This is a genomic window from Vibrio sp. M260112, assembly GCF_036533775.1.
GTDB lineage: Bacteria > Pseudomonadota > Gammaproteobacteria > Enterobacterales > Vibrionaceae > Vibrio.
In genome coordinates this window covers 12,079-25,079 of sequence record NZ_JATABH010000015.1, presented here as the reverse complement: position 1 = coordinate 25,079, position 13,001 = coordinate 12,079, and the positions used below count along the sequence as shown (strand labels likewise).

General features: G+C 47.4%; 7 protein-coding genes and 1 riboswitch. Of the genes, 1 reads left to right on the top strand and 6 read right to left on the bottom strand.

All coding sequences use genetic code 11. The annotated features are described in order from the left end of the window. Window positions 1-143: 143 nt before the first annotated feature. Window positions 144-1,031, bottom strand: a complete 888-nt coding sequence (locus QTN95_RS08780; protein ID WP_331417202.1) for an AraC family transcriptional regulator — start codon at window positions 1,029-1,031, stop codon at window positions 144-146. Between the two features lie 177 nt (window positions 1,032-1,208). Between QTN95_RS08780 and QTN95_RS08775 the strand changes: the two genes are divergently transcribed. Continuing rightward, window positions 1,209-2,420 (top strand): sugar efflux transporter, encoded by a 1,212-nt coding sequence (locus QTN95_RS08775; protein WP_331417201.1) that lies wholly within the window; start codon window positions 1,209-1,211, stop codon window positions 2,418-2,420. On the opposite strand, the gene QTN95_RS08770 is transcribed toward QTN95_RS08775, so the two are convergent. The 5 genes from QTN95_RS08770 to fdhF form a co-directional block, all read right to left on the bottom strand. Next, entirely contained in the window at window positions 2,410-2,949 is a 540-nt protein-coding gene (locus QTN95_RS08770) for a nucleotidyltransferase family protein (protein WP_331417200.1), read from the bottom strand. The two genes, QTN95_RS08775 and QTN95_RS08770, sit on opposite strands and share 11 nt — an antisense overlap. A gap of 28 nt (window positions 2,950-2,977) precedes the next feature. Then, a complete protein-coding gene (locus QTN95_RS08765) occupies window positions 2,978-5,188 on the bottom strand; it encodes an ATP-binding protein (protein ID WP_331417199.1) in 2,211 nt (736 codons plus the stop codon). A gap of 11 nt (window positions 5,189-5,199) precedes the next feature. Further along, a complete protein-coding gene (locus QTN95_RS08760) occupies window positions 5,200-7,416 on the bottom strand; it encodes a GGDEF/EAL domain-containing response regulator (protein ID WP_331417198.1) in 2,217 nt (738 codons plus the stop codon). A 158-nt stretch (window positions 7,417-7,574) separates the two neighbouring features. After that, the gene (gene ribB, locus QTN95_RS08755; RefSeq protein WP_331417197.1) at window positions 7,575-8,231 is read right to left on the bottom strand and encodes a 3,4-dihydroxy-2-butanone-4-phosphate synthase; all 657 of its coding nucleotides are present in this window, start codon (window positions 8,229-8,231) and stop codon (window positions 7,575-7,577) included. A gap of 108 nt (window positions 8,232-8,339) precedes the next feature. After that, a riboswitch (FMN riboswitch) is annotated at window positions 8,340-8,495 on the bottom strand. Window positions 8,496-8,616: 121 nt separating this feature from the next. Next, window positions 8,617-12,825, bottom strand: a complete 4,209-nt coding sequence (gene fdhF / locus QTN95_RS08750; protein WP_331417196.1) for a formate dehydrogenase subunit alpha — start codon at window positions 12,823-12,825, stop codon at window positions 8,617-8,619. Between the last annotated feature and the right edge of the window lie 176 nt (window positions 12,826-13,001).

Sequence of the window (13,001 nt, the reverse complement as noted above, 5' to 3'; positions counted from 1 at the left end):
TTCTTCTCGTGTGAGTTTTTTGGAATAACGCAATAACAACTGTCCAGGTAGAACATGTAGGCTATACCCCCTGTTTATGCGATTGCCAATGCGCTTCTGTCCGAAGCGCTTTTTTACTTGTGGCGAGAAGAGAGGGGATAGAATTAGTTAAAACGCGCTCTGAACTGCGATGGAGTCATCTGTTTTACCATGCGAAATTGGCGATTGAAGTTCGATAGGTTTTGAAATCCTGTCTTCTCTGCGACTAAGGCAATTGGGGTGGAAGAGCTGGCGAGGAGTTCACATGCTTTACCAACGCGATACTGTTTTAGGTGGTCAGAAAAACTCACTCCATAGTGCTTCTCAAACAAACGATAGGCTGAACTTTCACTAATATGCAGTTCCTTACAGAGGTCGGAAATACGTACTGCGTGTTGATAGTTGCGTTCAATAAACTGTGTCGCCATAGCGACTCGTTTGTGTGCGTCGTTATCGCCAGATAACTCTTTGAGTCGATAAGGGGTTACAGACAGTTTTTCGGACTGTTTGTCATCAGTGAGATGGATCAATACCTCCATCACTTTAAGCGCTTGTAGGTGCCTTTCATTGCTTTCAATTCCACTTAATAGTGCAGACACTTTTTCGGCAGTTTGCGCACTGAATTTTAGACCAAAGGCGGCATTTTCCAGCAAGCGCTTGATATTGCGAGCCTCAGGGATCGCCGCTTGAAGTTTCTCTATCCAATGATGTTTAAGCCAGACGATAATCGAGCTGTGTGGCTTCTCGTCACTGCCTGCCAGCTGTCCGGTAATCATATGGGGTAGCCCAGGCCCATAGAGTAGGAGAGTGTTGTGATTCACTTGCCCGATGGCATCGCCAGCAAAGTAGTTACCGTTAAACACATGCTGAGGGTCGAGATAAAGAACCAGTTCATATTCGGCGTGGTAATGCCATGAGCAGGCGAATTGCTCATTTTTAACCCGACAGTGATACTCCCTTACCAGCCAGTCATAATTGGGCGAGTTAAGGACATTTTCTATAAACGGCTTCATCTGACATCCTCCAATAACGGCAGTTAGAGTAATCGATGTGTTGTTTTTCTGTCAAAGATATAACTATTGTTGAAGGATTTGTATTAGATGTGGCTCGAATACCATCATTGAATCTCGATAACTTTGTATAGACTAACGCCATTCAATATGAGTGGTTGGCTATAGGAGCGTTTGGGTATGTATCGAGACAAAACGGCAATATTGTTTATTTTTACAGCGTTCGTTTCAGGCTTGTGCGGTGCGTTCTTTTATCCGCTATCAAGCTTGTTTATCGTTGAGCAGTTAGGCGCATCCCCAATGATGCTGAGCATGTACATGGTGCTTGCGGTAGTAAGCTCTGTGATTGTCTCACAGTTGATTGCGACTCAGTCGGATAAAAACTGGCAGCGTAAAACGATTCTTATCGTCGCGTTATCTTGTTATCTGATCACTGTGCTGAGCTTTGTTTTTGTTCGTGATTATTGGCTGGCAGTCACTATAGCAACGGTGTTTGGTAGTGTTAGCGGTGCCTCATTTGGTCAGCTGTTTGCGATGGGAAGAGAGTATGCGGACAAGAATGTCGAAGATAGTACGACGTTTCTGTCAACGATGCGTGCTGGTATCGCCATCGCTTGGGTATTTGGCCCTCCTGCTGCCTTTATGCTCAAAGCGAGCTTCGGTTTCAGCGCGGCGTTTATGGTCTCAGCATCGATCGTTTCCATTGCCATTCTGGTGATCACAACCTCATTGCCATCTTGTGAAGTTACTGCGCCTTCTGGTGAATCATCGCAAGATAAACCATCCAGCCGAGGTGTTAACCAACTGGTTGCGCTCTATTGTGTTGCGATGGTATTCGCCTTTGCGGCGAACAACCTCTATATCACGAGTATGCCGCTATATCTTTCTCAGGAGCTGAAAGTCGATGGAAACTGGCTTGGTTTTCTATTTGGTGCGGCGGCATTGTGTGAGATCCCAGTGATGCTATGGGCGGGACGTTTGGCGCAAAAGGTCGGTACGATTAAGTTGATGATGCTGGGTGTGGCGACGGGAATTGTGTTCTATATGGTGATGTTAACAAGCCAAACCTTTGTCACTATGCTGGCGGCGCAAATTTTAAATGGCTTCTTTATCGGCGTATGTGCGACGCTCGGAATGGTTGTATTGCAGGATATGATGCGTGATCGTTTGGGAACTGCTTCGACCTTGTTCTCAAGCACGTTGAGTATCAGTATGCTGCTGGCCAGTCTCTCTGTCGGCGTTGTGGGAGAGTTGTATAACTACTATTCGACCTTATATGTCTCATTTGCAGGTGTGATTGTAGCTGTGATTCTGTTGTGGTTGTTTACCTACAAAGTCCGTCAGCAACAAACCGTCTTACCAACAACGGTTCCATCGATTTCTAGTCACTAACCACGGTCAGTTTTGGCCAGCGATTCAACCAACCTTTTCTTGATACTCGCTGGTCAAATACGGTTTTACATCGCTTGGGATTGTGAGTGAGTTTGAGCTCAAACAGCGACTGATAACCAAATGCCGCGGCACATTGATAGCGTTGCTCTTTATCTAACCTGATACCTATCGCTGTCTCTTTTTCAGGCCAGTAACTCATCGCATCAAGGCTGCTGGTATATGCCTGATCGCCATTTCGGATGTGCATTAAGGCCTGATTTCTCACTTGCCAATTGAGTTCGGGCATCATGTTGGTTAGCTGCTGTTGGTATCGCTGACTCTGATGGCTTTGTGTTTCTAAGGGATCGAAATAGATCAGGTCGACGTCATTGAGTGGTGTTGCTTCACTCAGTCCATGTAAAGCATCCCACACTAGGTTGCGAACAAAACCAGCAGCCAGATACCAGTCTGGAAGATCTAACGTTTCGGCACACCGTAACGCTTCAACCCTGATAGGATCTTGCGTAATTAACTCAACAATTCTCTTCATAAGTGTAAGGCACAATGGGTGATTGAACTTAGGACTCGAGAGTATCACTTTTTGGTGCATTGAGCGGTAGCGTTAGTGTAAAACAACTGCCTTTTCCCGGTTCACTGCTCACTTGAATATTGCCGTTAAGTAGTCCGGTCACAAGGTTGTAGACGATATTTAGCCCCAGACCTGACCCACCTTGACCCAAACGGGTAGTAAAGAAAGGGTCAAAGATTTTGCTTTGATGCTCAATCGCTATGCCATGGCCATTGTCGGTAACTGTGATAATGGCATTGTGACCTTCAGAATGGCAGCGAATGGTTATCATCCTATGCTCTTGATCTGAGAATGCATGAACCAAAGCGTTTGAGAGTAGGTTCATCAGAACCTGTGTCAGAGGACCGGGATAGCTGTCCATTTTAATTGATTCTTCACATTCGGTTTCGAGCTGTATTTGTTGACGTGAAAGGCTTGGCAGCATAGTAACTTTTAGTTCATGAGCGATCTCTTGCAAATCAAACACGCGTCTTTGATAACTCGATTGGTCAACTGCCACTTGCTTGAAACTGGAAATCAGTTCAGAAGCTCTGCGCAAGTTGCGCTCGATACTTTCGGATGACTCGGTACTTTTGCTGATATAGCTATCGAGTGCTGAACGTCTTAATCCCTGCTGAATGGATTCGACAAATTGTTGATTAAAATCTTTTAGGCTGCTGGCGACGATCATTGCATTGCCAATAGGAGTATTGAGTTCATGGGCGACACCAGCGACCAGAGAACCAAGCCCTGAGAGTTTTTCTGAACGGACTAACTCTTCTTGAGTCGCCTTCAAGGTTTCCAGCGTATGCTCCAGTTCTATGGTTCGTTCATTCACTCGACGTTCGAGATCTTGTGTTTGTTGCTCGATGGTTTCTAAGTAGCGGCGTCGATCCTGTTCCCTGTTTGCGGCGCGTTTAAACCAATTTTGCCAGCGAGAAGGTACATCTGGAATAACAGGGGTCTCTTGACTGGGCAAATCTTCAACGAATTGCGCTAAGCGCAGTGCTGGCTGACTAAAGTTCCAATGCTGGTAGAGTACGACGAACAACAAGAGCGCAGTAAAGGTTGAGGCGAGCATTAAGTTGGGTAACAGACTATCGAAGACATATTGGTTTATTTCGCTGTTGGTCAGTTCTAAAACGAGTCGCCAAGGAGTGTCGGGTAGTATGAAAGAGACCCAATAACCATCGGAGACGTTTTGCAACTCGCCATGGATCACTCGATGGGCTTCGCCAATGGACATCAACGTCAGAATTCCGTGTTGAGACTGACTCTCTGTTTTGTCTGTCAAGGCTCCATCACTGTCGCCAATTACTAAGCCTTTGTCATCGACAATCACTAAACGACCGAGGTCGAGCGTTCGTTTAGTGAGAATTTTATCTAGGACGGAAAGAGTGATATCCGTACCGACAGCACCAATAAAGTCCTCTTTGTGATAAACAGGAGCCAGCAGTGAAACCATCATGCCTTTTCCCCCCGCATCCATATAGGGCGTTGTCCAAACTTTCTGCTTCGTCGGGTTTGATCTAGGGTTAATGAGTTTAAGTGGAAAGGTTCCTCCGGCCTGAAAGATGATATCCAGGGTGTCGTCCATATTGTCGGTTTCTGTCGCTGCCATAAGATCACGGTAGCTTAACCAAGGATAGAGGTAAGTCAGTACTTCATTGGCATCGTAATAATAGCTCCACTGAAAATCACTGTATTGCTGATGGGTTGAAACGACTTCGCTGGTCATTGTGAGCAATGCACTGACGTCGAAGGTGTAATCTCTAGGATTTGAGCGAACAAAAAGTTGCCCCAATTTAAGTCTCACGTCTGGGGGCAAGTTTTCCCACGGCGCGTTTTGAGGCGAGTCTTGAGTTATCTGCTTGAGGTACTCAAGAGCGCCATCTCGGGGGATAAGCTCGGGATACAAATAGGCGGTTTCCAGTGTTCCACGCATGCGGTCGATATGGTTAAGAGAAACAGAGAGTGTCTTGTTGAGAGACAGCATTGACTCCATTCCTTTTTGCGTCTGTTGTGTGAGGAGCTGTGATTTGAGCTGGTTACTAAGATAAAACGTGTTGCCTAGAGTGAGCAGTACAATCAGAATCAGGCCACCGTAAATCATAGCGCGATAACGACGAATCAAGGCTGCGGATCGAGTGTGAACTCTGGCAATAGCATCGTCAGTTGATTGACCAGAGTTGGATGCTGGTGGGATGTCCGGATTATTCATCGCTGGCTCACTTATTGTTTGTCGTCCGGTTGAGAGACGAAGGTTATCAACTGTTCCATTTCCATCGCTTTGGCAAACAACCATCCTTGCCCTTCTTCACAGTGAAATGCTTTCAGTTTGTCGTGTTGAAAAGAGGTCTCAATCCCTTCCGCTGTGATCTGCAAACCTAACGTTTGACCGAGGTTGACGATCATCTTCGCGATGCTGCAATCTTCTTCCATCGCATCGACAAATGAACGATCTATTTTCAGACGTGTTGCGGGTAATTTATGCAGAATACTGAGTGAAGAGAAACCTGTGCCAAAATCGTCTATTGCGATCTTACAACCCAACTCACGCACTTGATTAAGCACGTCGCACAATGCAGATAGGTTTTTAGCAGCAATGGTTTCCGTGATTTCTAACTCAATTTGCTGCGGTGCAATGGCATGCTGTTTGAGACTGGATTCGAGTAGATGGACGAACTCTGGCTCATCAAGTTGGGTTGGAGATATGTTGATCGCCAAGGTTATCTGAGTGCCGACACTATTGAGCAGTTGGTTAAACTGTTGACAGGCTCGTTCGATAACAAACGCGCCAATATTCACCATCATCCCAGACTGTTCTGCGAGGGGAATAAACTGATCCGGTGGAACAAGATCACCATGTTTATTGCGCCAGCGAAGCAAGGCCTCGATGCCAGTTAACTCGAGTGTGTTGAGGTTGTACTTTGGCTGATACATCAGAAAAAGGGCATTCTCTTCCAGTGCCTGTTTAAGTTCGATAAGAAGTTGCATCCTGTCGCGAGCATTTTGCCCCATGTTCTGTGAAAAGGTCATGGCAGCACCGCGATGATGCATTTTGGCCTGTTTCAGCGCGACTTGGGTATCTTTGTAACGTTCGGAGAGTTCTTCGCCTTGGCAGAGTTCAACCAGCCCGATGCTTGCCATGACCTTGAAAGGTTGGTCATCAACCGTGAAGTTACATTGGAAAACGTTGCTGATGGTCAAGTCGGTGACATCTTTTTGCGAACCAATGATGGCGAATACATCGCTGCCAACTCTTGATAGAAAACAGTTTGGAAAAGCGTGGCTAAGTCGTTCGGAAACTGCGATGAGTAGATCATCTCCTAGTTTGTGACCGAAACTGTCGTTGAAAACGGAAAAGTCATCAATGTCAATCAGAGCCATGACTTGTGAATGCTCCGATTGAGAGGAGGAAAGTTGATACTGCAATAGGCTGTTTAGGTTGGGTATGTTGAGTAGAGGATCGGTGAATGCTTGCTGCTCAAGACGGTTATAAAGCAAGACATTGTCAAAACCAACCGATAGATTCGCGCACAACACTTCGAGAAGATGCTGATCCACACTTTCTAAAGGGCGATTCACATCCACATAAGCGGCCAATTTTCTGCCATGTTCTGTGGAAAAATAGAGAGTTAGCCCATCTTCAAGTTGATTTTCACGTTTTTCAAGGCAAGTTAGGATTCGGTCGCGGATGTTGTGTGAGTCCAGTTGCTCTATTGGAGACTGAACATACGGTTGGTAGCGGCCAGCTGCTGCGATGATCTGCGCGGAAGATGAAGCGCAATCCGATAGACTTTCCTGAACGCAAATTAAGCCATCGGGTTCTATCTGAATGATGGCACTGATCTGTTTTACTGCCCCCTCTGCAAACATACGCATGCCATGATAGTGGGCGAGTTCAGTGCTCGCTTTGACCACCTTCTCTAAGCCTTGGCGCATGGTATGTTGATTACAAATCTGTTGATAGGCTCTGATGGCGCTGGTCAGAATGGTAAAAAGGCGGATTCGAGTCAGTTCAGGCTTGGTGCGATAGTCGTTGATGTCATAACGCTGAATGGTCTCCATTTCAGGAGCATAGCCTGGCTGACCTGTACGAAGAATGATCCTTAACGCGCTTAAATGCAGTTTTTCTCTAATGGTTTCGACCAACTCAAGCCCTGCGCGGTCGGTTTCCATGACGACATCAAGCAGTATCACACCGATATCCGTTTCATGACTCAGTACCTGTTCTGCTTCCGCAGCGGAATAGGCGTGAAGGAACTCGATTGGGCGGTTTTCGATGATGATGTCTTTTAGGGATAACGTCGTCGCATGATGGAGATCAGGATCATCGTCAACGATCAGTACTCGCCAAGTTAGTTTCGGAGACGTTGTGTCAAGCGTATCTGGCTCATCTTCAATAATGACCAGCAAATCATCGTTTGAGTTTTGTTCCTCGTCCATTCGACCCTCTATCCTTTGAGATATCACTAAGATAAAAGTTTAGTCCTAGAAGTATAGAGATGCGAAATATGACTGATTTTAGAAAAGATAGCGGCTGAGGGTTTTGGCGATAAGACTTTTGTAAGCCAAGCCCAAACGATGGGCTTGGCAATCAGATTTTATGCAAGCTTTAGGTCGAACTGTTGGCGGTACATCACCATATCTTCGATGGTCAGAACAGGCATACCATGCAGTTTACCAAAGGCAACGATCTCGGCTGTTTTGGCCATTGTTCCATCAGGATTGGTGACTTCGCAAAGCACACCAGCAGGCTGGAGCCCTGCCATTTGCATCAAGTCAATAGTACCTTCTGTGTGTCCACGACGGACCAAAACGCCACCTTTGCGTGCACGCAGAGGGAACACATGGCCTGGACGTGCCAAATCCGATGGTTTTGCCAGAGGGTTTGCAGCCGTTTTAATCGTCGTTACGCGATCTTGAGCAGAAACGCCAGTGGTGACACCGACTTTTGCTTCGATTGAAACCGTGAAGGCGGTTTGGTTGGCACTGTTGTTATTGCTGACCATTGGGGTTAGCTCTAAACGATCCGCTTGCTCTTCTGGCAGGCAAAGACAGACAATCCCGCTACACTCGCGAATCATCAATGCCATTTGTGCAGTGGTAAGAGATTCGACGGAATAGATAATATCGCCTTCATTTTCACGGTCTTCATCGTCAAGCAGCAGTACACCTCGGCCTTGTTTGAGGGCAATGAGTGCTTGTTCAACGCGTGTGATTGGGTCGCCGAATTCGGCTAGTAGTGATGACTGATTCATGGTTAACTCCTAAATATCACCAGAATCAGGGCATGCATGAGTACTGCGACATTAAAAGTCACAGCCAAAACGAAATGCACCACAGCAGCAAGGGCTAGCGTGGTGTGTTTTCATTCTCTCTCATCCGGACTATAACCGTCGGCTCTGGGTTTTCACCAGATCTGCTGACCTCGACGTATCGAGCGCTCGCGGGCTCACCCCAATGTCAAAATTGGCTAGGGGAATACCGCCGGTGGGGAATTTCGCCCCGCCCTGAGAATAAATTAAACGTTTGCTAATATAGCGAGGGGATTGTATCGGTTCTGATAGGAAAATCAATACAGTAGCTCAAGGGGCAAGAATAAAGCCAACTCAAGTGAGTTGGCTTTATTCTCTTTATCAACCTTTAAACAGCGGCCTCAAAAGGCAGGGGTTCCACTTTCACTGCCGCGACTTTGAATTCTGGTATCTTGGCATGGGGGTCGGTTGCTGTGGTCGTAAGTCTATTGACTGGCGACTCAACAAAATGGAAAGGAATAAAGATAACGCCTTTTTGGATACGTTTTGTCACGAATGCATCTATCTCAATCTCTCCTCGACGGGTCGAGACTTTAAGTCGCTGACCGTTAGAAATACCTAATGCTTCTGCATCCTGAACACTGATCATGGCACGTGGCCCCGCGAGATTATCTAACCCTTTGGTTTTACGCGTCATGGTACCGGTATGGAACTGTTCTAGAACACGTCCCGTGGTAAGCACCAATGGAAACTCCTCGTCAGGCAATTCTGCCGCATAGCGGAATGGTACGCCTACCATCTGACCTTTGCCGCGAGTGAACTGTGTCTGATGCATAATGCGAGTACCATTCGGATTGTTTTTGTTGCTCGGCCATTGAACGCCTTCAGGGGTAATCGCATCCCAGCGCAGTCCGGCATATTGAGGGGTAACACGTGCAATCTCGGCGGTAATGTCAGAGACGTGTTGATAGTGCCAGTCACTTCCCATCGCGTTAGCAATTTGTTGGATGATCCACCAATCCTCTTTGGCTTCTCCTGGTGCTTTGACGGCAGCATTGATACGCTGTACGCGACGTTCAGTGTTGGTAAAGTGGCCTGATTTTTCCGCAAATGAGCATGAAGGTAGAACCACATCCGCGTAGTGAGCGGTTTCTGTTAAGAAGATGTCTTGAACAACCAAGAAATCCAGTGCCTCCAAACCTTCGATAACATGCGCTTGATTTGGGTCACTAAGGACAGGGTTTTCCCCCATGATATAGAGACCTCGAACCGTACGCTGGCATGCACCATCAATGATTTCAGTGAGAGTTAACCCCGGTTCAGAAGGTAGATGAGTTGCATTCCATTCGATCGAGAATTTCTGACGAATCATTGGGTTGTAGACTTTCTGATACCCTGGGTAGTTGTTGGGCAGCGCGCCCATGTCACAGGCTCCTTGTACGTTAGACTGACCACGGAGTGGGTTAATACCGCCGCCTTCAATACCGATGTTGCCGCACAGTAGCTGCAAGTTGGCGATAGAGCGAACGTTGTCATGGCCTGTGGTGTGTTGTGTAATCCCCATCGAGTAGTAAACAGCGGTTCGTTTGGCTGTTCCTATCATTCTCGCCATAGCAAAAATGTCTTCACCGCTGACGCCTGTCACTAGCTCAACTTTATCCAGAGCATAAGCAGGTGACATCACTTCTTGAAGCAAGGTATCAAAGCCATCAACACGTTCTTCTATATACTCTTGGTCGTACCAACCATTTTTGATGATTTGCTGCATGATGCCGTTAAGCAGCATGACATCTGTCCCTGGGCGATGCGCGAGATAGAGCTGAGCATGATCGGCCATATCGATACGTTTGGGATCGGCAACGATCAGACGAGCGCCGTGGTGGCGGATAGCTTGCTTGATATGGGAAGCGATAATCGGATGAGCAGAGGTGGTGTCTGAACCGATAATAAAAATAACATCTGAGTGTTTGATACTTGGAATGTCGTTGGTCATCGCGCCACTACCGAGCGAGGCTTCTAGTCCGGTGACACTCGACGCATGGCAGAGACGAGCACAGTGATCAACGTTGTTTGTCCCTAGTTCGCGACGAATAAATTTCTGGAAGGCATAATTGTCTTCGTTGGTGGTTTTGGCTGATGAGAATCCTGCCAGTGCATTGCCACCAAAATCTTGCTTGAGAGCGGTAAATTTACTGGCAATCAGAGTAATAGCTTCATCCCAGCTTGCGGGTTGTAACCATCCGTCTTTACGGATAAGCGGCGTCGTTAAGCGAGCTTGATCACCGATGAAATCGAAACCAAAACGTCCTTTGACACAGAGCATGCCTTGGTTCACTGGAGAATTGGCACCGGTTATGCGGCGAATTCGGTTGGCTTTCTCGTCAACATGCATGGTTAACTTGCACCCCACCCCACAGTAGGTACAAATGGTGTCGACATGTTTGAGCGACTCTTCGCGACCCTGTGAGCGATCTCGACTGTCAACCATAGCGCCCGTCGGACAGGCCTGAATACAAGCACCACATTGAACGCAGTTCGAGTCCCCCATCAAGATTCGACCATGGCGGCTGGAACCGAAGTGCGGTCTGTCATCTGGTCTCAGTGCGGGACGACCATTTTGGTCGTGAACAAAGTTGAGAATGCCATGCACCGCTTGTTCACTGCATGCCTGAATACATTGACCACAACTGATACATCGGTTGGCATCAAACTCGATAAACTCTGAACTACGATCAACTGTAAACTTATGTCGTGTGTCTTTGTGACGGAGATTGAGCCAGTCTTGGTGTGTTTTTACTTCAACTGGCAACGAAAAGTTCTGTTGCGCACCATATTCGGTTGAGTAATCCCGCAAATCACAGCTGGTATTGGCTTGGCAGCCGCACTCTAGGCAACGAGCCGCCTCTTTCATTGCTTCATCATTGTCAAAACCGAGTTCGACCTCATCAAAGCTTTGCTCACGTTGAGCGGGTGTCAGCTCGGGCATAATGCTGCGCGCGACTTTCTGCAAGTTTTCAAAGTGGAGAGGATCGACCTGAGCGAGCTTTTCTTCTTTGCGTGAGTTAAAGGCAGGTTTTGGCATGTCAGCCATATCACCATTGAGAAATAGGTCGATGGCTTTGGCTGCTATTCGACCGTCACCAACCGCTTCAACCGCGGTTGCAGGCCCACGCCGAAAATCACCTATGCTAAAGATATTGCCCGTGCCAGTGTGCATGGTTTGGTCGTCAGACTGAGAAGTATTCCAGCGCGTTAGTGGGATTGAAAGTGAATCGTCGTCGAGGAAACTTAAGTCCGGTTTTTGCGATACAGCGGCGATTACGGTGTCAAATTCTTGGGTGAAAAACTCTCCTGTCGCCTCTGGTCTCCGGCGGCCAGACGAATCGGGCGCGCCTAATGCCATACGTTCCAACTGGACTTTTTCTACTCGTCCATCTGAGCCTGCAATATTTTGAGCTGGATTCGTTAAGAACAGAAATTGTACGCCTTCGTGTTCAGCCTCTTCGATTTCATACTCTTCAGCGGGCATCTCTTCACGAGTTCGGCGGTAGATAATCGTGGTCTCAGCCCCCGTTCTGCGAGCGGTTCGCGCACAGTCAATCGCGGTGTTACCCCCACCGATGACCGCGACCTTATTCCCGGTAGTGTAGTGTTGTTCTGTGACATAATCTTTCAGGTAGTCGACGCCGAGATAACAGCCTGCTAAGTCACTGCCCGGATAGTTCATCTCAACCGCCAATGACGCACCAACAGCCAAACAGACTGCATCATACTCGTCGCTTAGCTGAGATAAGGTAAAATCGACGCCGAGTTTTTTACGGGTTTGAATCTGCATGCCGTTGCGGCACATGAGTTCGATCTCTTTATCTAAGATTGCTTTTGGCAATCGGTATTCTGGGATCCCGTAGCGCAACCATCCGCCCGCCTTTGGCATCGACTCAAACACCGTCACATCATAGCCTTCATTGGAGAGATAGTAGCCAGCAGTCAAACCGCCAGGGCCACTGCCCACCACAGCAATAGAGAGTCCTTTGGCTAGTTTTTTCTCTGGTACATAGGATTCTTGCGCAGCAAGGTCTGCATCTGCGGCATGTCGTTTTAGTTGGCGGATTGCAATCGAGTCGTCGACCAAAGAGCGGCGACATTCACTCTCACAGAAAGCAGGGCACACACGGCCAATAGAGAGTGGCATTGGCAGGGTGCGTTTGATGACCTCAATCGCTTTTTGATGGTCGTTCTGGGCAATGAAGTAGAGATAAGATTGAATATCGACACCAGCAGGACAAGCGGTTTTGCATGGCGCTTCGCAGTCAGCATAGTGGTCTTGCATTATGGTGTTAAGCGCTTTACGCCGGTGAGCACTGAGCTGCTCTGATTGGGTTTTTACGTTGAGACCGCGATAAACTTTGAGTTCGCACGACCGTTGAGTGCCGCCACTTTCCACTTCGACGACACACAGGTCGCAAGGCACCTTGGCCTTGGATTTGTTTAATCCACACAATGAAGGTATGTCGACGCCACACACTTTTGCTGCTTCCAGAAGAGTAGAACCCTCTTCCACAATCCGGAACTTTCCGTCAATTACGATTTCTATCATAAGACCCTCACAGCGTAATTTTTAAAGCCTTGCATTTTATAAGGATAACACCTAGCAAGGAAACAACGTGTGACAAAAACGCGTTGTGTGGCGTTTTTTTTGAACAAAAGTCATCATTGTGCTTCCGTGCTAATTGATCAATATGCGCTGTCGCTCTCCTCAGTTAGTTGATTCTT

Bases quoted from the DNA above. Each gene is read 5' to 3' on its own strand.
- QTN95_RS08770 (WP_331417200.1), bottom strand. From the start codon at position 2,949: ATGAAGAGAATTGTTGAGTTAATTACGCAAGATCCTATCAGGGTTGAA.
- QTN95_RS08760 (WP_331417198.1), bottom strand. From the start codon at position 7,416: ATGGACGAGGAACAAAACTCAAACGATGATTTGCTGGTCATTATTGAA.
- QTN95_RS08775 (WP_331417201.1), top strand. From the start codon at position 1,209: ATGTATCGAGACAAAACGGCAATATTGTTTATTTTTACAGCGTTCGTT.
- QTN95_RS08780 (WP_331417202.1), bottom strand. From the start codon at position 1,031: ATGAAGCCGTTTATAGAAAATGTCCTTAACTCGCCCAATTATGACTGG.
- ribB (WP_331417197.1), bottom strand. From the start codon at position 8,231: ATGAATCAGTCATCACTACTAGCCGAATTCGGCGACCCAATCACACGC.
- fdhF (WP_331417196.1), bottom strand. From the start codon at position 12,825: ATGATAGAAATCGTAATTGACGGAAAGTTCCGGATTGTGGAAGAGGGT.
- QTN95_RS08765 (WP_331417199.1), bottom strand. From the start codon at position 5,188: ATGAATAATCCGGACATCCCACCAGCATCCAACTCTGGTCAATCAACT.